At 45.4% G+C, this 23,634-nt stretch carries 21 protein-coding genes; 7 read left to right on the top strand and 14 right to left on the bottom strand.

The features are described from left to right. Positions 1 to 14: 14 nt before the first annotated feature. Positions 15 to 2,570: a hypothetical protein gene (locus BOCO_RS01920; protein WP_094722430.1), complete on the bottom strand. Its 2,556-nt coding sequence runs from the start codon at positions 2,568 to 2,570 to the stop codon at positions 15 to 17. Between the two features lie 77 nt (positions 2,571 to 2,647). On the opposite strand from BOCO_RS01920, the gene BOCO_RS01915 reads away from it, so the two are divergent. Continuing rightward, positions 2,648 to 2,857 (top strand): hypothetical protein, encoded by a 210-nt coding sequence (locus tag BOCO_RS01915; RefSeq protein WP_094722429.1) that lies wholly within the window; start codon positions 2,648 to 2,650, stop codon positions 2,855 to 2,857. 32 nt (positions 2,858 to 2,889) lie between these two features. On the opposite strand, the gene BOCO_RS01910 is transcribed toward BOCO_RS01915, so the two are convergent. Continuing rightward, complete coding sequence (locus tag BOCO_RS01910) at positions 2,890 to 6,201, bottom strand: type IV secretory system conjugative DNA transfer family protein (protein WP_094722428.1); 3,312 nt, start codon at positions 6,199 to 6,201, stop codon at positions 2,890 to 2,892. Between the two features lie 63 nt (positions 6,202 to 6,264). On the opposite strand from BOCO_RS01910, the gene BOCO_RS01905 reads away from it, so the two are divergent. Beyond that, on the top strand, positions 6,265 to 7,527 hold the full coding sequence (locus BOCO_RS01905; protein WP_094722427.1) for a hypothetical protein: 1,263 nt from the start codon (positions 6,265 to 6,267) through the stop codon (positions 7,525 to 7,527). Between the two features lie 103 nt (positions 7,528 to 7,630). Here the strand turns inward: BOCO_RS01905 and BOCO_RS01900 are convergent, their stop codons facing one another. The 3 genes from BOCO_RS01900 to BOCO_RS01890 all read right to left on the bottom strand — a co-directional run bounded on the left by BOCO_RS01900 (position 7,631) and on the right by BOCO_RS01890 (position 9,050). Next, a complete protein-coding gene (locus BOCO_RS01900) occupies positions 7,631 to 7,930 on the bottom strand; it encodes a hypothetical protein (RefSeq protein WP_094722426.1) in 300 nt (99 codons plus the stop codon). Positions 7,931 to 8,199: 269 nt separating this feature from the next. Beyond that, positions 8,200 to 8,526 (bottom strand): hypothetical protein, encoded by a 327-nt coding sequence (locus BOCO_RS01895; protein WP_094722425.1) that lies wholly within the window; start codon positions 8,524 to 8,526, stop codon positions 8,200 to 8,202. Then, the gene (locus BOCO_RS01890; RefSeq protein ID WP_094722424.1) at positions 8,523 to 9,050 is read right to left on the bottom strand and encodes a hypothetical protein; all 528 of its coding nucleotides are present in this window, start codon (positions 9,048 to 9,050) and stop codon (positions 8,523 to 8,525) included. The genes BOCO_RS01895 and BOCO_RS01890 overlap by 4 nt, the downstream gene beginning before the upstream one ends. Positions 9,051 to 9,126: 76 nt before the next feature. Here BOCO_RS01890 and BOCO_RS01885 point away from each other — a divergent pair, with 76 nt between their 5' ends. After that, a complete protein-coding gene (locus tag BOCO_RS01885; RefSeq protein ID WP_094722423.1) occupies positions 9,127 to 9,909 on the top strand; it encodes a nucleotide-binding protein in 783 nt (260 codons plus the stop codon). After that, positions 9,894 to 10,277, top strand: a complete 384-nt coding sequence (locus BOCO_RS01880; RefSeq protein ID WP_094722422.1) for a hypothetical protein — start codon at positions 9,894 to 9,896, stop codon at positions 10,275 to 10,277. The genes BOCO_RS01885 and BOCO_RS01880 overlap by 16 nt, the downstream gene beginning before the upstream one ends. On the opposite strand, the gene BOCO_RS01875 is transcribed toward BOCO_RS01880, so the two are convergent. Then, on the bottom strand, positions 10,274 to 11,146 hold the full coding sequence (locus tag BOCO_RS01875) for a hypothetical protein (RefSeq protein ID WP_094722421.1): 873 nt from the start codon (positions 11,144 to 11,146) through the stop codon (positions 10,274 to 10,276). The two genes, BOCO_RS01880 and BOCO_RS01875, sit on opposite strands and share 4 nt — an antisense overlap. 24 nt (positions 11,147 to 11,170) lie before the next feature. Continuing rightward, positions 11,171 to 13,498 carry a type IV secretory system conjugative DNA transfer family protein gene (locus tag BOCO_RS01870; protein WP_158520388.1) on the bottom strand — a complete coding sequence of 776 codons (2,328 nt, stop codon included), beginning with the start codon at positions 13,496 to 13,498 and terminating at the stop codon, positions 11,171 to 11,173. 72 nt (positions 13,499 to 13,570) lie between these two features. On the opposite strand from BOCO_RS01870, the gene BOCO_RS01865 reads away from it, so the two are divergent. After that, positions 13,571 to 14,650, top strand: coding sequence for a DNA polymerase III subunit beta (locus BOCO_RS01865; RefSeq protein ID WP_158520387.1), 1,080 nt, complete (start codon positions 13,571 to 13,573; stop codon positions 14,648 to 14,650). A 108-nt stretch (positions 14,651 to 14,758) separates the two neighbouring features. On the opposite strand, the gene BOCO_RS01860 is transcribed toward BOCO_RS01865, so the two are convergent. From BOCO_RS01860 to BOCO_RS01830, 7 genes are all read right to left on the bottom strand, one after another. Beyond that, positions 14,759 to 16,126, bottom strand: a complete 1,368-nt coding sequence (locus BOCO_RS01860) for a hypothetical protein (RefSeq protein WP_094722418.1) — start codon at positions 16,124 to 16,126, stop codon at positions 14,759 to 14,761. Positions 16,127 to 16,186: 60 nt separating this feature from the next. Further along, complete coding sequence (locus tag BOCO_RS01855) at positions 16,187 to 16,603, bottom strand: hypothetical protein (protein WP_094722417.1); 417 nt, start codon at positions 16,601 to 16,603, stop codon at positions 16,187 to 16,189. 85 nt (positions 16,604 to 16,688) lie between these two features. Continuing rightward, a complete protein-coding gene (locus BOCO_RS01850; protein ID WP_094722416.1) occupies positions 16,689 to 17,384 on the bottom strand; it encodes an HNH endonuclease in 696 nt (231 codons plus the stop codon). A 135-nt stretch (positions 17,385 to 17,519) separates the two neighbouring features. After that, complete coding sequence (locus BOCO_RS01845) at positions 17,520 to 18,320, bottom strand: hypothetical protein (RefSeq protein ID WP_148140038.1); 801 nt, start codon at positions 18,318 to 18,320, stop codon at positions 17,520 to 17,522. A gap of 108 nt (positions 18,321 to 18,428) precedes the next feature. Next, on the bottom strand, positions 18,429 to 21,500 hold the full coding sequence (locus BOCO_RS01840; RefSeq protein WP_148140037.1) for an MFS transporter: 3,072 nt from the start codon (positions 21,498 to 21,500) through the stop codon (positions 18,429 to 18,431). A gap of 30 nt (positions 21,501 to 21,530) precedes the next feature. Beyond that, positions 21,531 to 21,932: a hypothetical protein gene (locus BOCO_RS01835; RefSeq protein ID WP_094722413.1), complete on the bottom strand. Its 402-nt coding sequence runs from the start codon at positions 21,930 to 21,932 to the stop codon at positions 21,531 to 21,533. A 2-nt stretch (positions 21,933 to 21,934) separates the two neighbouring features. Continuing rightward, entirely contained in the window at positions 21,935 to 22,297 is a 363-nt protein-coding gene (locus BOCO_RS01830; protein ID WP_094722412.1) for a hypothetical protein, read from the bottom strand. 68 nt (positions 22,298 to 22,365) lie between these two features. On the opposite strand from BOCO_RS01830, the gene BOCO_RS01825 reads away from it, so the two are divergent. After that, a complete protein-coding gene (locus BOCO_RS01825) occupies positions 22,366 to 23,331 on the top strand; it encodes a hypothetical protein (RefSeq protein ID WP_094722411.1) in 966 nt (321 codons plus the stop codon). Then, positions 23,328 to 23,633: a hypothetical protein gene (locus tag BOCO_RS01820; RefSeq protein WP_094722410.1), complete on the top strand. Its 306-nt coding sequence runs from the start codon at positions 23,328 to 23,330 to the stop codon at positions 23,631 to 23,633. Before BOCO_RS01825 ends, BOCO_RS01820 begins: the two co-directional genes overlap by 4 nt. The last annotated feature ends 1 nt before the right edge of the window (position 23,634 follow it).

The raw sequence follows: 23,634 nt of genomic DNA, 5'->3' as shown, positions 1-23,634 counted from the left end.
CCATTATATATGCGTCATACCAGAGTGTTAGACACGTTAATTTCTACAGGAATAGCTGACCGGTCAACGCCTATATAGTATCCGATAGAGCCTCGTAAGAGTTGACCAGTGTCTGGGTCAAACAAGGCAAACAAGCTATCCCAATCAGGAGTATTAGAATCTGTATCTGTAACTTGATCATGAGTGATACGTTCTCTCATGCGATCATTATGTTGTTGGTTGGTAAGCATCAGCACTGATTCAGCTTGAGATTTACGCCCTGCTAACTCATTTTTTGACCCCATACCGAGAACAATGAAACGTCCGACGAAATCTTCTAATCCTGCATCTGCGAATTCGTCAACCTTTTGGGATGCCATCATGAACATGTAATGTTGAGCGCGGGCAAGTCGTCCCATGCGGTTGGCTACAGAAACTCCATACGGGTCCCCGAGTAGTGACCAAGCTTCATCCATGGCAATATATCCATTCCGTCCGATAATGGATGCGGCACCACCTAAAGCTGCCATACGCACTACCCATCGTTGTACTGCGTTTGGAACTGATTGTGTTCCCTCTCCAATAATGTTCATAGTGCCAGCAGAAATGAGTGTCAAACCATTAGAAATACTTAACTGCATTCCACCGGGTTTTGTGCCGTATATGAGTCGAAACATCGGCTGGTTTAAAGCAAAACGTTTGAGCTCAGGATAAATGGTAGCGACTTTCGGACTAATTGTTTCGTAATCTGTCGCTTTATTTTCGTACGCTTCATAGGCTAGTTGTACGGCTATACCTGTGCAGTCTGCCCCATGTCGTATTCCATACCCAATAATAGAGGTTAACGCGAGTTCAAGCTGTCTGTCACCGTATTCGCCACCTAGAATTTGTCCCAACAGTTCCACTGCTGTTTGTACCCGTTCTTCTCCCATGGTGGCAGGCATGCAACGTAGCGGGTCGAGTAACGCTTCAGATTTAGGATCGTCAAGCCTGTAAATATTACCGTTTTGACTATGTACGAATGGTTCAAAATCATCAGAATTCGGTTTCGGATCAAAAAACACTCCAGGAATACCTTGTGATGGATTATCAGGATTGCGTAATAGTGACCATTGAGAAGCTAAATGAAGCATAACACGTGTTTTACCACCACCGGTTCGTGATAACACAAGTAACCCTGGTGGACAATGCAAAAACCTAGATGCGAACGGCGAACAGTACACAGGAAGGCGATCAGACTCGGAAAAACCTAGCAGAGCGCCAGGAAGAGCACCTGGAAGAGGTATCGAACGACCTTTAACCTTTTTACGCACCCGTCCCATATCCTCGCCTGCAACAGACCTTCCAGACAGGCCAGCAAACGCTAAAATCGGGGTTGGCCAATAAACAGGAGAAGGATTATATGAAATGCTACTTCCTATCATCATATCTTGAAACGCAGCTTCCTGCCGATCTGGATTTAAACGAACCTCTCCCGGATACATGACTTTATTAGGCTGATCTATCACATCAGGAATAGCTACATGCACATGAGCATCAATCAATGTTGGCCACGGGCGACCATTCACTTGGTAAATGTCATCAACTTCAGATAAATCATTAGCAACACTAACATTAGTTTTATGATTATCTTCTAGCTGCTTCAATGTTTTATCAAGCACATTCTGCTTATCTTTATCAATTTGCTCTCTACTAGCTTCACCGGGTTCAACTAAACCCCTAATAGATAATGCTAAAGCACCCTGCCCAGAACCGCGAGCGCTTGCGAGTAGTGTGGCTGCCCAGTCTGCGTCTGGTTCGTTGCGTTCATCTTGGCCTTGGAATGGTAGGGATCCTAAGGATACGATGGTCATTGGGTATGAGCCTTGTATTCGTTTGCTCCAGGTGGTGCAGTCGATGCGGGTATTTCTTAGGTCTTCTCCTAGTCGGCATGATTGGATGTTGGGGAAGGTGTGCATGTGTTCGTGTTCTACCATGATTGGTACGGTTTCTGGCATTCGGTTGGTTTGCCACCAGGCTAGTGCGCGGCGCATTTCGTGTTCAGTTGGTGGTCTGCATCCTGCGTCTTGGAATATGTGTTGGATACGTGTTCGGTCGGTGTTGAAGGCTTCGTCTGGTATGCCTGTTCCGTCTTCGTCTGTTTCGGCTTGGTTGATCCAGGATGCTACTTTGCTCCAAAATCCTTGGTGTTTTTCACCGCCGCTGTTTAGTCGAACGCCGACGAGTGTGAAGCGGTCGTGTTCTGGGGTGTTTGCGTATATTCGTTGTAGTCGTATTCGGCTTTCGGTGTCTAGATTGTCGCTGGGTTTGTATGGTTGTGGTGTGGCTATAGCTAGGATGTGGATGTGCCGGTAGAAACTTTTGGCGACTTTACGTCCCATGAGTGGAACTCGTGGTGCTAATGCTGCTAGTGCAGGGAGGATTACTTGGATTGGGCGGGCAGCTTTGAGTTTATCGGACCATGATCCTGCGTCTCTGACGCTGGGTTGTGAAGGTAGTGTCCAATAGAGCCATGCGGACCCGTCGATGGTACGTACGAATCCTTGTCCTTGATGTCTAGCAAATGTGCCTGCTGTTTCTATAGCTGTCATGCTGGAAACTATGCGTGAAAGTGATAGTGTTTCACCTTTCGATAGTTGGGCATGCAAATTGGACGCATATATAAAGTATGCACAAAATTAATGAAAAACAACAAGGTTGTTCGCGTTGGTTTACTCTTCTCTTAGGGGTGGTTGCCAGTGGGTTGATTGTTTTAGCTATTGGCAGTTCATCTCGTTTATGGTCAAGCTTGTTCTTTACTGGTGCCCTGTTTATTGGTCCTTGGTGGATTATGCGAGTGTGGGGTAATCGTTTGACTCGCTTGTTTTCGCAACGCTAATCTGATTGTTTATTGGATGCTAGGTAAGAGTGTTAATCATCTAGAATCCAATCATCAGTAGTGGAAGTTAAACTGACTTGCACGCGATCATTATCGGCAGGTGTAACAACTCCTACTAATTCTGGTTTAGCGGGCATATATGAGCTCAGATCAACCGGTTTCGCGTCCGGCAGCTGGCTGCATGAGTGAGCTAACGCTTCTCCTTGCCCAGAATACCAGCATTGCACCATATCTACTGATCTGCCCATACGTTCATATAGGCCGCGTCCCTTAGGCATACCACCATTTCTTGCGCTTTGACGTAAAAGACGGTTTGCTTCTCTAACATTGTTTTGACTCACGTTACCAGCCGTATTCCCATTACCTAAGAAAATGCGTCCTAACATACTTTTCGCTGTAGATGCTTGTGGTAGCAGATCTAAATCTCCAGCATTTAATTGTTGAGCGCCTAATAAGAGCATGATTCCTGCTGAACGAGCTTGGGTTAGTAAAGTTGATACGTTGAAACCAATTTTGGTACGAATCCCATTAGACCAGTCTGTCAACGTATTTTGATTATCAATTTCCGGATCTCCCAAAGGGTTGGCGGTTTTAGACTTATCTTTAACTAGCAGCGAATTAAACTCGTCTATTTGAATTAACAATCTAGGTGGCTTAATAGCTTCTGGCAGAGAATCATAGTCTCCCCCACCATGTTCTGTTATTAATTGTACGCGATAACGCATCTGTGAAACAGCCCATGAGGTGAGCGCACAACAACCTTCTAATGTATCTTCAAACGCTATCAGTTTATCGCGGATAGGCCTAAAATCGTTAGCTCCTTTATTTGGGTCTGTTACTGCTACTTGTATACCTTGCCGTAAAGCCGCTTGAACCAAGGTGAGAGACACAGAACTTTTACCAGAACCAGTAGTACCGGAAGCAAGCAGATGAGGAGTATCATGAGGATTCCAAACAGCTGTACTACCGTCATCTAACACTCCAAACGGTAATTGTAAGCTTTCACCAGTAATAGTATTCCAATTGGCTTCAACATACTCCGGTAACGGCATGCGCTCGCTAACAAGCATGATGGATTGTCCTGCTTGCGCGGATGGAAGGGTTTTAGAATAAGAGAATCCTGCGTTTGAGCAGAAACCGTCTACACATGATTCAACTTTATCGGGAGGTAATCCCGCTGGTATCGTGAACACAGCTTTTTTGAGTGTTCCTTTAGCTGGAGCATATGAGATGGTGGTGATGCTGCGCCCATCTTTAGTAGTAGCACCGGCTTGAGCCCAAGCATCATCAAGTAATAGTTTCACTGCTTGTTTTGCGCACTGTGGATAGCGCCATTGGTTAGTTTGTGTGGGACATTGGTTGCCTGCCCATAGAATAACGTGACTGGCATCAAGCCATTGCCATAACGCGATATCAGCACCCATCATAGATTTGAGTCTGGGCTGTGCGCGTCTTGCATCAGCTGGGGTTACTCCCCCAGTGAGTTCAACAGGTATTCTCCATAATGTCCATTCGTCAGTGTTGGACATTTGTTCAGGTTTACCTACGAGCGCAGGTCGTTTAAGAATAGATGCAAACGCGCGAGAAGCTATTACTTGTGCTAACAGAGCATGAGCGGCTGAAGATCCCCTTACGGATCGCAATACTGTTGGTATACGTGGATTAACTGCTGGCACTGATTGCACAAAACGAAAGTAACGTGTATACCATGAGTCTCGAACAGTCGCGTTTGGCATTCCAAGTACGTCTGCTATTGTACTGTCTCCCATGGCAGGACGTAAATCAATACTCATATAATCCGTCGCCTGGAAACCACCTTGTTGACTGATACCCATAGGAGTAACTTGTAGAGCCCAATCTTGTGTTTCAAAGCGTTCAGCATTGTCATAAAGGATAGCTACAGGCGGTGGTAGTTTCACTGTTTTTAACGCATTATCCCAGGTGTCAAGATCGCGTTCATGGTTGCTTATGAGTGATAGATAATGTTTTGTATCAGTAGTGGTGCTGAACTGCTGGAACCTGTAGCGAGCAGCTTTATCATCATCAAAACTGATGTTTTCTATTTCTCCCCGATATACCCAACCATGAGTGTAACTAGGATCCACTATCATGTGTAATCCAATGAGTGAACCCCAATCCCCTAGTTCGCCGTCCGTTGAGCCGCGTAACCAACTGCTTTGTACTTGCATCCAATCAGGTTGTGGGCCTTTTATTTTCCATACGAAAGCAGCTGCCTTGCTGTCACTATAACCAACGGGTAGTAATATTGAAGAGCCTGGCCAAGTGGCGTAATTGAATCCAAGGCGCGCTGTTTCCATGTTGCAGCGTACCATTAAACTCACCTTATTGCTTGTTAGTGCTATCGGATCTGGGGTTTGTAAGGGAGCAATGTTCGCAAGCGCATGAAGCTTATCGTCACCATGGAAAACGAAAGCTAAATCCAGGTTTTCACTGTTGGCATATGGGCGTAAATCATCTCTTGTTGCCTGGTTAACCCACTCATTGGGATGGGAGACTGATATGAGAAACATTCGCTCACCTGAGGGGCTTGTTTGTGTTTGTGTTACCATCATGGGACGCGAGCGGAACGATGGTTTCTTCACTTGTTGTATCCAACGATCTAACATGGTTGCTGACTCTATATCAGCAGTAAATTGACTGCGAGCAGCTTTCCAACTATGTGTTATTGGTATAGGAGTTAACAAGCATGGTAATCCGACGAGGAAAGGCCAGCAGCCGGTTAATGCCCATACCAGTAAACTGGCTAGTATGCCAGCGAGTGCAAAACCTAAGCATTGAGTTGATCGGCTTTTGGTCCACTTTACTGGTCTGAAAGTACAGTGTGTTCGTGTCATAGACGTATGTTTGGCACCTATCCATGCTGCGAGAAATAAGCTTGTGCCAATCATTGTTCCAGTTAATGACCACCAGGTCATCCATAGTGTGTTAGTTGTGTTGGTATACCATGCAAACAGGTATTGGAGGCTAGCGAATGTGGCACCCACGCCTACTGTCCACATGAATATTGGTGAACGTGGGTCAAAATCTTGCCATCGAGCGAACCATGCTTTAGCTTTTCGGTAACTGTGTAGAGCACGTTGTTCGCGTGGACTTGATGGTTCAGGTTGACGCCATGCATCAAATCCGGTTAATTCTGGTTTTCGTGCCATGACAGATGCGAACCAGAAACCAATGCTGTTTAGTAGCATGCCTGGTAGTCCGAACATGATGAGCAATATGGACACTATGATGGTAATTATTCTAATAGGCGTGTGGTATGACACGACTACTGGTGTTTGTTGTTTTGTCCGACGGTTTGCTTGACGTTTGTACGTTCTACCCATGCTTTGCTGCTATGCACATAGATACTCCTGTAAATATGTTCTTGTCTAAAGGAGTATATGAGGATGAGTAAGATGCGTGAACCTGCTCGTAAGCCAGCTGGCAGTCCCGGTGGTGTTGGTGGCCAATTCGATGTGATGGTAGGAAAGCATTGTGCTGATTTACCAGTATTGGATGAAGTAAATACGCGTGCACGAATTCAGGAACCAGAGGTTCAACTTTCTGCACAAGAGACTTTGGAGCTTCTTAAAGGCACTCAGTCTGTGATTATTCGAGGCACTGGGCTCGAATTGGTAGATGAAAATGGGCAAATCTTGTATGTTGAAGCACAGGGTTATCCTAGATTAAATGCTCAGGTTTTACGTGCTGACAAAAACGTGAGAATGGCAGTACGTGACACGTTGAATGCTGATTTGACTGGCATACCATCGGAAGCGTATCGGCAAAGAATAGTGAAACAAGCCTTCAGGTTAGCTTCACCATATCAGCGGCGCAACGCAATTGAATCAAGTCCTAATCGACGTTATATTCCTGCTTCTCATATAGTTAATAGTTTACGACACCGTAAAAACCAGGATCAGGCGGTTACAATTCTCAAAGATTTATTTTATGAGGATGCTGAAGCTGCACAAAATGTTATTCGAGCAGGCTATCCGAATACTGCTGATAGTGCGTGGGCGTTTATCAACTATACGAAAGATGCTCGTGATGCTGCCGGACATGTAATCACAGAACGCAGGAAAGTATACAAGCGTGATCAAAAGGGACGGTTCCTACGAGATTCAACAGGACAGAAAATACCTGTTGTTAAAACCTTAGCGAAACGTGAATCCAAGGGTGCGGCTGCACGCTCGTATCTTCGTATGCTATACCAGCCAACAAATGGTGTTCCCGACAGGAAAACTACACGGCAAATCACGGAAGCATTACATGAGTTAGATAATGAGCCGCACATACAAGCGCAAGCATTCTGGGAATTATGTTATGGTAACGGTACAGTCCGAAATCGTACTGGTAATACTAAGTATGCTAAGAGCCTGGTAAACTCACGTGCGTTCACTAGTAAAGACCGTGGTATAACCAAGCTGGAAGCATACTCTTCAGGTTCCGGACAAGGCAATGTGGCACGGATGGTGGCCTACCATAGGGCATTAACTCCTGAAGCAGCTAAATGTTTTCTTGAACTAGAACCAGGAGACAAACGTTTAGCACACACTATTTGGACGCGGCGAACATATAATAAGCAAACTGGGAAAATGGAAACGGTTACACCTAAAAGACTGACAGAAATGCGTTCCTGGATTAAAGCTGTATATACTGACCTGTAGTAATGTTCTTTGCTACGCGTTCTCATACGCTGTTGCATCAGTTGAGGCCATATGCAGGCATATAGTGTCAGCATATGGCCTCAACGTAATTTCGGTATACCGTTTAATCTGATAATTGTTGATCGATATCGTCTGGCTGTAAATCTTCCTCACTCTGCCAAGCAATCTGTGTTACCGTATACGCTTGCTCTAATGTTGGTAGCCCTTCATCAGGATCATCTGCTACCCCACACAAAGCCGCAAAGCTTAACGCTTCTTCTTTTGTGCTGAACATTGTTGCATCAGCTGGCTCATACACCCATTCGGGAGCGCTACCGTCAGCGTTATCATCTGCTAGATAAGCACCGTCTTCGATTCGTTGAATACCGTAATCTATTCCACCTTGCTCACTTGTTTTCATCATTGTTTCTCCTTCATTAGTTGTTCTTTATGATCATTATGATATTTTCACCGTTATTGTACGTTGGTTACTGGCATATTCGTTCAAGCCACGAAATTAAACGAGTATTACAGGTTTGAACCCATGTACCAGCTGACAGTCGAATCCATCCGCAGGTAAACTCACCTACAGTTGCTCCTCCTTCCAACACAAACGGGCACCAGTAACGGTTCCAGTGTAAAAACCCTATTGACTTGAATACTTCAATCCGTAGCCTGAACATAAACCTATCCTCACTCTTCGCGGGTATTCAAATCATGGAAAGAAGCATCCAGTATTTCCCATAACCGACAGTAAGTTCGCCCAGCAGCGATCACACCACGTTTTCTAGGTATCCTCAGTGTTGGATTCAACTGGGCAAGCTCACGCTCACACATGGGGATATTCAACTGCCGTAACCACGGATGCTGTCTCATGCTTGTTTTCACATCGGCTACAGAATACGAACCATCCTCTTGGCGCACAGGAAACCACTTACATGCCTCCAAAATCGATATAATCCGAGGCGGACAGTGCAGCAAATTCGACACTTGAGTAAGGCTTAACGTTTGCGCTTTCATCTGATGACTCCCCGAAGCTCATCAACAGATAATGAAGGAGCAGCCTGCGCTATATGTTGAGCTAACTCCATGTCTTTACCCTTGACAGTAAGCCGTTCCTTAAGACTTGGGTTGATCGCAATACACAATTTTGCAGCATCTTTCACTTGCTCAGCATGCTTACCTAAAACGGTAACCAAATCAATCACCCGCTGAATATCATTCTTCTGATCATGTGCTGCTATTACGACACGAACCGCATTAACATACCTATCAGATAAAACAACAGCCACTAGATCAGCTTGGTCACCTGTTGGCTGTAAAACGCGAGCAGTGGTTTTCACTAACGACTTGCTCAACATAGCTTGAGCTTGCAACACCCGTTCAATATCTTTCTTAGCAATCCGAACAGTACTGGCGCGCACATGCCTACCATTACGAACAGAATGAGTCTGAACTGGTACCTTCTCCTCCTTAGAATCGAATACCGGTTGGTTTACCTTCCCTTGAGGAATCGACTGCCCCAACACTACATTCGTTTCCATAAGCTATTTCCTCCTGTCTATATTCCGAAAATGTTTACACTATATATATGCGTCACGCTCTCGCATAGAAGACAATATGACTAACGCACCTGTAACTTTTGTCACCGGCGGATCAGGAGGTTTGGGCAAAAGCTCAGCTGCCAGAGCACTAGCACAAGCATTAGGACTATCGGGCTGCCGTACTGTACTAGTAGACGGTAATCCAGGACAGCAATCACAAAGAGCCTTCCTACAAATTGACAGAGGGATAGGATTAGAGCGCGCCGAACTCCTCGGACTATCACACGCACTACTCATGCCCCGACAAACAGGAACAGCATTCGCTTTCTTACCAGGACCAGTTCAAGCACAAGCAGACACCATTACCGATTTATACGGTTCAGCACTAGTCGCATTACGCCAATCATGCGACAGTATCATCGTGGACGCGGACCGAATAGACCGAACCATGTGGCAAGACACATCTCAATTCGCAGGAGGTGTAATACGACCATTCATCGAACACGGAGCAGCACGCATACTCTTCAGAATCGGACAAACAGGCTCACAACTCGACGACGGACTAGATGCGCTACACGAAATCAATAAACCCGAACAAATACTAGCTGTCTCACCAGTATCCACTCACCTGAAAGCCCGAAAAAACAAAGAATGGCGCCAACTCTTGCAAGGACTCGCACAATGGGGAGGCACAGACGAATGGACCGAACAAAGCGCTCGCATGATTGATCAACGTCAACCAGGTTGGAAGCATGGTAATGAACCACCATGGTTGCAGCATGCAGCCATATGGGCAGGTGCTAAACCTGATAGTTTTTCAACACAAAGGAGAAATCATTGGCCGTGGACGCGTCAGTAGGATGTAAAGCAAATCAGCAAGCAAGTCGTCAACGAGCAGCACTACTTGTACACTTACGACAGTTAGCTCAAACTGATGGTACACAGTGTTTGCCCTGGTTAATTCAAGCCTGTGAAACTGATAGCCGCATGCTGAGTATACATGCATGGTTGGTAGACCAAGCTATTTTCGATACCACGCGAAGTAAAGCCATTCGTCACGTTAAACAAGCAGTGCAATGGACGGGAAGCACAGTATCATCATACGCTCGAGTCGACCTAGGATGGATATTAGATGCACGTACGAAAGGCGCTCGATGGAGCGCATGGCTGATTGCCATGGCATTAGACTTAGGTTTCCAGCTTGAAGGTCCGAACCCTTACTGTTAACCCACAGCTAATTGAGCGGCAGCAGTACCTAATCGTAACCAAACATTCCATTCTAATAAATGGTCTTGTTGAGCTATCTCTGAAACCATTCGCCGTAATCCGGCTTCATCTACACTTACTCGACCTTTAGCTTGGGTTGGCGCATATAAATGGCCTAAAGACTGCCAATGTGAAGGTAGCATCTTGGGTAGTATCTCCATCTGCTTATAGTTGATTGGAGTAAGTAATAGTGCTGCACTTACTTCATCGTCTACCTCGTCCAATGAACAATCCCACCATCCTAAACGCTGCGCATAACGAACAGTATGGTATGCAGACGTTTGAGAAAGCAGACTCAACAATTGCTTGCGTTGTTCACCTACTGGACGCGGAACCTTTAAAGACGGTACGGTATCGAAAATACTTTCCACATGAGATTCAAATATATTAGTACTCTTAGCATCATCCCAAACTCTGTTATAACCCTCCTCGTTCTCAAATGTCGTGTCATCAATCGTACGCTTATGTAGCTCTCGGCGAGCATTGCGAAGAGCAATAACACGACTAGTACGACGAACCCAAGCACAAAAACTAGTCGTTCGCGTAGGATCCCACAGATTATTCCAATTCCACATGTCACTTTTTGAAATAAGCTCAACACCAATGATTTTCTCAATGATGCGGGGCTTAGTAAACTCAATCATCTGCTCACACTGGTTAGGTTGCGGGAACAAATCTCTAATAATTGAATCCACTAAATCCGTGTCAACAACCCATGAAGCAACGAGTCTGCGCTGATCTGAACCGAATGCGAGCGCTTCTTGTGTCCATGATAAAGAGCTGACTTTTTTGTCTAACTTGTTTCTGTCTTCAAATGATAATGTTTTCATACATACTATATGCGTCACGTTACTTCATGCTGGTGCTCCTGCATCAAAATGTGGTATGGCTAATGCCATTGTTGGGAGGGTGACTGCTTGATTAGAGACAGTTTTGATAAGAGCATTATGTTTTGCTAGCTGTAGGATTTGTTCAGGTTCTATGCTCAGAGTTTGAGCCAAAGTAGTTGCTGATTGCATGTCTCTAAGAGTGAAACAGATAACCGTATCGAATCCGAGGAGTAGGTTGAGAGTTTGTTGGTCTACTTGTTCTGGGTATTGTGTTCCGGTGGTAAGTTCAACGCCAAAGGCGCGTCCTTTACTGCGTAGCCATTCTAATACTTCAGTGTTTGAGGTTCTATTGGAATGTGGGCCAAGTACTTCGGTGAGTTCGTCTATGAAGATTCGTACGTGTTTGTTATCATCTTGCCAGCCGGCGCATGTGCGTTCTGTTTCCTCTCTTAGGCCAGATAAGAGGAGGGCTCCTATCAATGTTTTTACGTCATCAGGTAGTGATTCATGACTATCGTTTATGGGTTGTACGCTGCCGCCCATGTTGATAATGAGCGTTGTATGTTGTTGTATGATTTGACGCCATGTGACTAGTTTTCTGTGTGTACTGTTAATGGCTGGTGTTTGAGCGAGTAAACTCATTTTGTTCATAGGGGCATTTAATCGTTTAATAAGCTCACTGTCTGATATTGAAGGCCGTCCTGTTTGTGGATTGACTGCACCGTGTAAGCGTTCTAGTGCTTGGAGAATGGCAGGGGTATGGGGAATTGCCATAGTAGTGGCATGTGCGAGTGCCCTTGCTTGTTGTGCTCCTTGTCCTGCGAGGATGATCATCGCATAGTCTATCCATGTGTTGGGGGCTTGGATGAGTCCTGCTGCTGTGCAGGCTTGTTGTAATGATGGTTTGTTAAGTGTTTCTAATGCTAGCCATACGGCGTCGCGGAGGTAAAGGCGTGATGCTGGGCCTATTTGTTGTTCGCCTAAAGCGGTTTTCATGTGTGAGGCAAACCTGTCTGCTTGGCGTGCAGTTGTTCCTTCTCCTAGTAATGAGATCATGGGAGTTGCTGGATTATTTAAGTCCACTAATCGTGGAGATTGAAGTAATTGGTTTAAAATAGGTACAGAATCTGAGCCTTTGGATTCGAATATGATGGTTGCATCTGAGCTGGTACAATGTTCCACTGCCCATCGTTCAAGACCGTGCATCGTATTCGATTTTCCGCCACCGGGACCACCAAACAAGCTGATACCTGCCCATACTGCGGTAGATGGTATACGCACATCCCGCTGAACTGCATCGACACCAACTCGTGGTCCGTCGGCATGGATGAGATTCTGGGGGCAAAAACTGAGTCGTGTTTGACTGCCCTCTCGGTCAGCTGGACGACATAACGCTAATAAGGTTCCACTTGGAATAGGCAACGTGCTGCGCTGATACGCATAAGCATGAACACGTTTTTTACTTTGCCAGTTCTGGTCATCGCCAGCAGAACGTGTTTTAAGATCAGCTGCTTGCGATCGGCGCATGCGTGGCCATGGTAGCCAACGGTGACGGGGTCGTTGATACAAATCCGCATCAGCATGCATGCGCATACGCCGTATGAGAGCTATACCAAAACAGGTGATACTGAAAAAAGCTGGCCAAATGATGCCGCAAACCATGATACAAAGCAGGGAGCAAGCCAAGATAAGTGCGCTCGAAACTAACAGTCCTACCCCTGGTCGGCTTACATGAGCACCAGAACCAGTTAAGCCTAAATCTAGTGCGCTAGCCGTAGATGCCGCTAGGGTTAACGCATCTTTACGGTTTGGCATCGCGGCACCAATACGGCTGACTCCTACTCCTGCTTCTTGGAGTTTAGACGTGTCAGGACTCATATTAAACTCGTCTGCCAACCAGTTTTTAGCGCGGCGAGTTTCTATGAACCCTTGCCGTCGAACTTGTAAGTATACAAGCCCGTTAGCAGGTGGATCTACGCGTACTTCTTCTCCAGTATCGAGTTCATCGCGCGCGGTTCGAGACAAGGTAGCAGAAGCCGGCACAACCGCATGAGCCCACACGAGATGTTCATTAAGAATGACGGGTTTATCACACGCGATAGCTGTACTATCGCATGCTTTTGCCACTGCTTGAACCGCTTGTTCATCCATACTGTCACAAACATGTATCCACCGGTAGGAGCCGGAAGCAACCACTATCATCCCATCACTATGGTGAGCCGCGTCCATAAAAGTATCGAAGGTTGGTCTAGTGGTCAATCCAAGTGCTTCAGCAGCACGTCTTGCTCGTTTGAGGAAAGCTTGCTGATCATCGGGCTGACTTTTAGGAATAGGTACAAGTTGAAACCACATGCTACGCATCTATGCCATATGACGCATATATATAGTAAGAAATTTTTTCATCAAAATATGAAAGGAACAAATATGAGAGCATTAGTTGATGCTGAAGAGTTAGCGAACGCTACACAACATGTAACAGGGGTAATTGATAGAAAACAATCAGCAAACAAAATGCTGCGCATGGACTTTAATCCTCCTGATCAATTGGTGTTGACCACTGGTGGTGTTTCGGGGTGGAGTAAGACCATGGTAAATGGTGATGTTCTCTCAGCTGGTCAAATCGTGGTTAATGGATTATGGTTATCGGCTCTTACTAGTGTGCTTTCTGCTGGTGAAGTAGATGTGGATTTTAACGCAAAAGAACATCAACTGTTGTTAAGTGCCGGCAACACTAAACTCAGTATGGCTGTAATGAGAGAAGCAGATATAATGCCATGGCCTGTACTGCCTGAGCGACTGTATCCGTTAACAGCTGGGAGTTTATCTCGACTGGTCTCAGGTGTTGTGCACGCAGCTGGTCATCCCGGAAAAGATACGCCCCCCGTGTTAACAGCAATTCATTTGTTGGGTGATGGATCAAAATTGACTGTTCAAACCACAGACCGATATAGGATGGCACAAAATAGTATTAACAACTGTGAGTGGCAGGGAGATGTTCTGGTCAGTGCCGAATGGTTGAAAAGGGTCAGTGTTCAAGCTGTACAATTCGGTGTTACCGATCGAGTTATCGAAATTGTTGGCGAACGTACTGTTGATGTGTTCCCATTGATAGCAGGCACATATCCGAATCTTGAGTCGAAGCTTCATCCCACGACCGATGCTTCATGGATTATACAAACAGATCGTAGTTCATTGTTAGGGGCTGTTAAACGATTAAAAACGATTGATATGTTCCAAAAGGATACGCCTGTGAAGTTGTCTTCAACACGTGATGGTCTTACGATAGCGTTGAATGGCGCTGATTTGCAAGGCGATGAGCAGTTGGCTGCTAGCGTAGAGGGTGGTTCACAACCCTTGCGATTAAACGCTTCTTATCTTATTGATGCGCTCAGCGCACTCGAAAACGATACAGTCTGTATACGAGTACAAAACCCGAAACAGCCGATTCAAATAAAAGGTTCTGAAGACGATCCAGTACAAATTATAATGCCAATGCGATTGTAAAACCATATAGTCGCAAAAGATACACGTATGATGCTGTTCGTGCCAGGAAAACACGAACGGCATCATATGTGATAGTAGAGCTGTGGACCAAACGAGTACCGCTATTATTTACATGTCAACATCACTATTGCCTTGTGGAGGAACAGGCATAACTGGTGGTGCTGGTTGTGGTGCGGGAGCTGGTTGGATTGGGTTTTTAGGTTGAGCATGTGATGGCATGTATCGTGGTTGAGGTGCTGGCTTGACTGGTGAAGGTGCGGGTTGAGAAGACTGTTGTTGGGCTTGTAAGCGTTGTGCTTCTTCCTGTTGGCGTTGAGCTTGAGCTGCTTGTTCTGCACTCTTATGCTCGTGTTCAGCCTTGACTATGAGTGCTTGAGCTTGATGTTCCATGCTAGTCAGCTCACCGATCGTATGAGGCTGTTGAACTGCTAAATGTTGCGCATCATGTTTGGTTGTATCGCTGGATTGAGGAAACTGGTTGGAAACTTGTTGCAATCGAGGTTTCCATGTTTGCCATCGTTGAGCAATAGTTTGTTGTATGAGTGTTTGGGTGCGTGTAATCTGTTGGTTTGCTTGTTGCACCTGTCGGCTCATAGTCTCATAATCAGCCGAACAGGAAAAACTAGGAGTAGATCCCGTTTGAATAGTGAGAGACTGAGCATCATGTTCTAAGCGCGTCCACGTTTTTCGTAAATCCAATAATTGTTGACAAATCGAATCTTGTTTTCTCAGAGCAGCTTGATGTGAGCGATGAGCAGTCCATGATCGAACGCCAACACCAGAGCCGATAATGAGAGCAAGCAGTATAACGATGAGAACAACTGGTTTCCATGATCGTGAGAACCATGCTTTGACCTGTTCTAACCAATGGTGCTTAGGAGTATTCTCTTCTTCAGTTTCATCTGACCATTCGTGAGAATCATCTATGAACTCATTCCAGTCGACAGCAGATTGTTCCTCACTACTACAGTCGTCTTCCTCATTGCTGATAGCATCAATATCGCTTTCAAGATCAATAGGTCCTGTAGGCTCATCATCGTCGGCTTGCCGCCAGTCTAAATCAAGCGGTTCTTCTCCTTGTGTATCAAGCTGTTCTACCCATGATCCGTGAACACTCGTACTATCACTATCATCATTGTGATGCCGGTTCATAAGGTCATCATCACTAAGAGTATTCAGTTCGTCACAGAATGTAGGTGTATCATCAGCACTCATATTCGTGTCAGAACGAATAGGCTCAACAGGAGCCCAAGCAGCTTCCCAAGCTTCCTCGTCGCTCATAGGCTCAACAGGATCACCATCTTGCTCAACTATGAGACCATCATTAAAAGCCTCAGGCACATCAGACAGTTCACGCTCCTGCATTGGTAACGATGGTGCGGTTGAAAGTTGTGGTGTAGCCTCAGAACATGAGTCTCTTACAGGAGAATCGTTCGAGGAAGCAGTGCTCGTATCTGCAAACGGATTAAAAGGCATGCTCGAACCTATGCGAGCAGTAGTTTACAGTATGCTTTAAAACAGCAGAAGCAATAATACTTACAAAGTAAACAACTGGAATCGACCCGGTATTTGTCCTTCAGTGCAATACCATATGCGAATTATGGTACGGTTGAGCATATGAGCATAGTCAATAGCTGATTCAAGGTCTATGTCCTCCATGCACACGTTGAGCATGCCGTCAGGAGAATACCATCCTGACCCGAATGAAGCAGGAAAGCCGGTATGTTCAAGAGACCATAATTCATATACGTGGAGCATAGCTCCATCAAAATCGTGGACCGTACCACCATAATCATCAAAATCAGCGAGACGTTCTGCTGCTTGAGCGCTCCAATCTGGATTAATATCGGCTAACTCACTAACAACATGTTCCGTCCTCTTCTGATATTCTTGAACACTTATAGGTAGCGGTAGACTCTCGTTAGAATCCACCACTAGTGTATATGCTGTCATTTATGTTGTCCCTTCATTCTCATGAATATATAGGTTGATTACCTTGCGGTAACTACTTCTTAATATGCGTCCAAAGTTCGTTGCATTACACGTAATCTTCATCAATGATACTAGTATCGGTATCTAGCATACGATAATCAATACCATCAGGCTTAGTAAAACCACGATATTGTGGTGGGAAATAATGCAGTCGAGCATGATATAACAGTTTCGTTGACCATACAGTAGGAATTTTATCGCTTTTCCTACGATTATGATGCGCACACAAGTTCACCAGATTATGACGGTCTGTCGCTCCACCTTTAGACCACGGATACCAATGATCTAACTGTTCAGCCCGACGATTACATCTCAACAATCCTAAACCAATCCGATACTCACACTGACGCGCCGTACACTGGTCAATCCATTGACGGTCGGCAACAGTAAACTCACGACGAGGATCACGAGTAAACCCATTATGAGGAGATGCAACACGAATATGAGCAACTATCCACACGATAATAAAAATTATTATCAGTGCTACCACCCACCAGTATGCGCTCGCTAAACGCCAATCAAATGATATGGTTGGCCAACGCGAATGTTGTTCATCAATGATTTCATTGGTTATAAACTCCGGACTATCGATGCTTGTTTCTAATCGGTTGCGCCATGCGGACAACCGGTTCACCAGCCATGCGAATCCCCCAGTGGAACCTACTGTCGACAGCATGATAGTGGTATATCTGATAGCCTTATAGTTTGACCATAATCGAAAGATAAACCGTTTTACTCTCATCCTAATATCCTGAGTAACAGTTCAATTGGCAGTATGAACAGGGCGAGTATACCAATCCATAAACCCCACTTGTGTTGTGAGCTCTCAGAAACAAACTTATTTTTTTCACGCTCATTCTGCTTATTTCGTATTTCATTAGTCATCAAGCACCTCCCGGACTGTATTAGCAACTTCCTGTCGTTCTAAACCAACGGTTACTAGTTGATCAAACAGGTTATAAGCATCGTCACGGTGTGCTGTCATCCACTCACGCACACTATGCGGATCCATGCTTGTGGGATTGAAATATGCTCCGTAACACGCTTGTGCTTCACGCAGCAAGGAGACAGCATATTCAGCAGTTTGTCCTCCTTCCATACTTAATGCGAGCGCTCGTTGTGCCATGAGTACAGCTGAACCTCGCATTGATAAGTCAGCCAGACTGTCAGCAAACTGCCATTCTTGTTCGAATGAGTAACCTTCAGGCCAGGTTTGTGTCATTTGTTCTGCGATGCGATTGCGTATCGTATTGAACTCATTGCTCGTGTGCTGTCGTGTGTAGCATCGGGTAAAGCGATTTACTTGCTCTGGTGTGTTAGGGGCTTCTGGGATGGGCGTAAACCATAAGCCGTCTTCTACGGTAAGTAGGTTGAGCATATCCAGAGCGATTATGATTCGCATGTGATAGACAGCGAGGAGTTCTCCTGGGCGGCGTAACCATATTTCTTCAGGTAAATATATGAAGGGTAAAGCGTATAAGCCGTTGAACATGTTGTGTTCTGGAGTAGCGCCTTCCACGGTTAGTACCGGTAGTGGGCAAGAAGGTAATCCAGTTATGTATGATAGGGGTACTTGTTGGTTTCCGTAAACCATACGTGTTACGGTCTTCCTATTGGCTTGTGCTATGAGAGGGTCTGCTAGCCAATAGGGTGAAATGTTATCTGTGAGAATATCCATGCCTGTTTCTATGCGCTCAGCTTGTGAACTAGGTACGCCAGTGGGAGAGGATGGGAGTGTTCGAGAGTCGTCTTCTCCCACTGGTTAATGGCATGTGCTCATTTGTTCTTACTGTGGTGTGTGTTCGGATTGTGTTGGCGCGTCACGTTTAGGTTGTCCTGTGTTTGCTTGTTTAACGTCTACTGTTCGTATTGTTTGCTGTTGATGTTCTTTTAATGGTTTCCTTGCTGTTTGTAAGGGTTGTTGTGCTTGCAGCATCCTGTGTGATGATGGTTGGTGAGCCTTTGGTTCAGGGGGCTGTTGTTGCTTGTATGTTTGGTGTGCTTGTTCCACTTGCTGGTAAGCACGTGAACGTTCCAAGGGAATGGTCCAGTCATGGGCTGGCCTAAATGGTGGTCGCACCGGTGGAAGATTAGTAGCAGTGTGGCGTAAACTTTGTTCCGCTTGACTGAGTGGCTGCTTTAATCGTGTTCCCATGGTAACAGTTGCGCGATGGATGAGACCACGCTCGTGTAGAGCTGAATGACCTAGGAGCATGCTTCCAGCCATGATAGGTAGCAGGTTGGGTGCTAATCCTGCCACCATCAGTGAACTGGTTATTGGATGCTGTTTCGCAGCCCAGGCGAAAGCTTGATACGGTTGCGTAGCAATTTTCGCTGCCTGCCGTAATGGTGTATGAGTTGGTTTACTTATTCGTTGTGGTGGAACCATAGGTGTAGGACGGGTCAACCGGTTTCGTTGCCTGTGATGTGATACTGATTGTTGAGCATGAGCCTGATGAATATCATCGGCAATCTGTCCGATAGTATCAGCGGAGCGTCGTGTTCGCATAAGCTGGTTGACACGCTCATCTGCTTCGCTACCAGAAAGACCTTCACGAGAAGCCTGCTCATACAAGCTGTTTTTCATGATTTGATTCGCTTGTTGAAGCTCTTGTCGAGTATGCTGCACAGAGTGTGTGTCTTGCGGCACTTGCTTGACTTGTGGTTTTCCTATCTTCTGATTGCTTTTCATAGGAATCGTGGACTGATCAGCAAGACTACCATGCGTGTTGAGATGCTGATGGTTACTATTCTTACCCTGGTTGCGTTTATTTGAACCCCATCCACTACTGGTTGCATTAGCTAATGTTGGTAGTATTGAACCGCCACGCATTCCAGCTTGAGAAGCTCGAGTAGCAGCAGCAACCGCGGACATAGCTCCTCCCCCAGCTACCAGTGTTGCCGCACCACTAGCAAGTCCTCCAACAGCAGCTTTCATACCATTAAAAATAGTGGCTCCACCCATGATTTTAGCTAATGCTTGCAAACTAAACGGGTTACCAATGTTAAACACATGTTCGCACAAGTATTTCAACGTCCACAATGATATAGGAGCAGCCACTAATGAAGATATACTCATGAGCATTACCGTAGAGGACGTATTACCATTAGATGTGAAAAACCCTAAGCCCATCATGAGAGCATTAGCGATAATACTGACCAGTGATGCAATAATACCAAGAATGGAAACTCCAGCACACATGCCTGTCAACTGTTTAGCAGCATTGGTTAACGCTTTACCACCTTTATCAGGAATAATCGCGTATACTAGCAAACCGAAATACAAGCCACCAGCGCTCATCAGAAAACTCATAATCGTAGCAACCATACGCATTACACCGAAAAGAATCCCCCAAATCAGTAGGTTCACTAAACCTGAGACTACAAACACTAGCGAGCCACCAACATCACTTAAATTACCAGGACTACGTTGTTGACTGAACGTACTGATCGCATTTTGTCGTTGAGCAGATGTACCCGGATTCGTTTTATCACTGTCAGCAAGCGTAGTCCAACTGGATTTACCGGTCACATCAAACTTGCCAACTAACTGTCGGATTTGAGCGCCACCAGCATCATTCGCATACTGTCTACTCGTATCCTCGTCAGGACCGTGCCCGTCTTTAATATCTTCGAAATCACCATCCTTATTAATAAAACCTACTTTCGGAGTATGCGTACCAGGAAGAATCATCCGATAATTTTCTGGAGCATCAGAACGACCAGTAACACCAGTTAAAACAGCTGAACAATTCGCCCTCAAATCACGCGCAGAATCCTCAGTTTTACCTATCCCACGGTCTTTACCCTGGATCGCATTAATAAACTGGAATCCAGGACGAACATACACTTCACCTTTACTGGTAACTCCACACGTGTCAAACATAGTGACCATACGATCAATCATTTTCGCGTCAGCAACTTGCTCACCACTTTTATCAGAATCAGGTTTTTCACTCGTAATAATCATAAGCCGCGGATACCAGGCCACAGCATTTTGATCTAAAGTGATTTTATCTTTCGCCACCCCAAGAGCTTTATTAGATATCTGCGCTTGCTGTTCTGAAGGAACACCAGCTCGCGTTTCTAAAACACGACAAAACACTTGCGTCCCATTATCACCAGAACCATATTGGGCGCGCGTCCACATGCGTAATCCGGTTTCTTCCCACATGCGACTCAACGAATCAATCACCGGATCTTTCATTTCCTGTGCCGCATCTTTACGTAATTGAGCTAAATATCTACGACATGACAGTTGATCAGGCGCATTCTTACCAGAATTATCAGTCGCAAGGAAAGAATTGGAAGCATCCATACCATGCGATAAAGCTGAGCCAACACCACCTCCAGCCTGCCCAACCACAGAAGTAACAGTGCTGGTAATCCACCATGGTGTACCAGCAGCAGCAGTTGTAGGATGAGCAGCTGAAGAGGCTCCCATAAACACAAATAAACCTAATCCCAAGATGAGAGCCGACAACCGTTTACCCAACACTCGAACACCCTGACCACGATATACGGCTATCAAACTTGCAACCAAAACAAACACAATCATAAGCGACAAAATCATCCAGTCGCCCGTCAAACTCGTATAAATAGTGCCAGCAAAACGGTTAGCAACAGGACCAAACGTAGCTGTCAAATCAACACCACTCGACAATTTAACCAGTTGAGCTGCCGACCCCCACAAGTTATTGCCAACAGACAAAAACACGCCCTCAAGATTAGAAGGAATCGACGTAAACGAACTGGTAATCATCTCAATCATGCCATCAGTACGATTAGTCAACGCTCCCGTCACATCAGACCAGCGCAAAACAGGCAACGAATCAATAGCCACTGTCACACTACTCACAAAACACCACAGCTTCCTAACAGCCAACACTTACGAATACGAACGAGGCGCATACACAGGATGAGCATGCTGCATAATCAACCGATACCCATTCGGACTAAACGCTCGACTAGAACCAGGTAAAATAAACTCTCCATCAAGTGCACGCCGTTTATCACGCCACCGATCAAAACGGCGAGCATGCACTTCACCAGCAACAGAACGCTTACGCGAAAACAACACATACGACACACAAGCACACACAGGTATCAATAAATAGGGAATCCAACTCACCGTAAGCATACGAATACTCTGAGCTATCATCACACCCACCACAGCACCACCACCGATGAGCAATAAATCAGTAGAACGCAACCAAATACGTCCTGCCACTTTCAACTCATCAACCTGGCTGACGCGCTCGCCTGAAATTCGCGTTAAATCAAACAGCATGATTAAATACCGAAAATCATACTCAAAGGGTTTAGAATAACCCACTGTACTAAACTAGCGATAATTGCTGTGAGGAAGGGTAGAATTTGACCAGGTAAAATAAGTACAGTACCCAGTAAAATAGCTACGATACACCATACGACACTGCTGTTACCTTCATTCATTTGTCTTCCTATAGGGGTTTGTGGCCAAAACTTTCTCAGCAGTAACAATGCAATACAAACTGCGATAACAATACCGCCAATTACCATAAGTAATGTCATGAGTCCACTATTACTGGAGATAGTGGAAACAAACTTTTGGACACCATCACGCAACGGACCAACAATTTGCGGGGCAGCTATAAACCCACCATAATTACGCATTATGATACCTTTCTCTAAGAATTGTCTTTACTTTCTATGCAGCTTTATCGTTCGCATAGTTAGAGAACATGTGGAAAAAACGAACGCAAACAGACTATGGTTGGCAACGAGCCCATCAGAAACCAGAAGAAAACCCGGATAAACAATTCGTAAAACTAGTGGCTGCACGCACTAAATGGTGGCGTGTTATCCGAATTATCGAATTCATACTGGTTATCTATCTTGTTGGCGCAATCGTCAACCAGCCAACAGCGCCGAAACCAATCGTCCCAGATTTCAATCCAACAGGTAAACAAGCAGCTTACGCAAGCGTAGAAACCTGGCTGACACATGGTGATCCATTAGGAGAAGGCGCGCATATTGTCAGCTGGGATGGTTCACAACCTTATACGCTGAGTGATGGTCATACGCAAGCAAACGTACGAACCCATAATTTAACTGTTGAAAACAAGAAAAACAGATGGTGGAAAGTACATGTTACCGTCACAGATAACGGTATACCCGTAGCAGGAGTGAGTGCAAACCCGTTACCTCCTATATCACAAAGCCAACCAGACACCACATTAAGCTGGGCTGACACATTAAATGATTTACAACCATCAGCTGCGCTACAAACGTTAGTAACCCAATGGGGGCAAGCATGGATGAGTACCGACCCCGACCGTTTAAAAGTCGTGGTATCCGACCCTGATGCGAATGCAACATATCAGCCACTCATGCTAGGTTCAGCACAATCCACCACGATTGATCATGGTGCATATTTGAAGCGCGGAAAAATTAATCGCGAAGGCAACACATCAGACACCGCAGTATTACGAGTAAGCGTCACTCTACACGAAAAAGCCGAAACTCAAGCGCCCACTAAATTCGTTTACGATTTACTAGTATCTAATCCTGATGGAACACCTCATGTACTTGCATGGGGGGCACCAGGGCAAGGACCTACACTACCCGAGTACGCAAACCGCTGGCATGATGCTCTTATGGATGCTAATGCGCTCAATATTAACGAAGACGGAAAGGATAAATCATGAGTGTAATACAAGTGTATGCTGATGGACATCCAATAACCTTTAACATGCAAGTAGGAAGTAGAGTATCTTTCGTTTACTTACCTCAAGGAGAAAACACGACAGACAAGAATGTTGTCAGACCAGTAGATGCAACAATAAGTAAGATAGGACAACGTAAAATAATAGCCCAGTACTCCACTTTAGGTGGATTTATGCGCCGTCAACTCGTTAAACGTACGATTATCTTATTTCATCGCCCATTATTATCATCAGTATGGCGAATCAGTAGCAACATTTACCAAGTGGAATTACCAGAAAAATAGT

This window comes from Bombiscardovia coagulans (assembly GCF_002259585.1).
In the GTDB taxonomy this organism is placed as follows: Bacteria; Actinomycetota; Actinomycetes; order Actinomycetales; family Bifidobacteriaceae; genus Bombiscardovia; species Bombiscardovia coagulans.
This window is presented reverse-complemented; position numbering and strand designations above follow the sequence as displayed.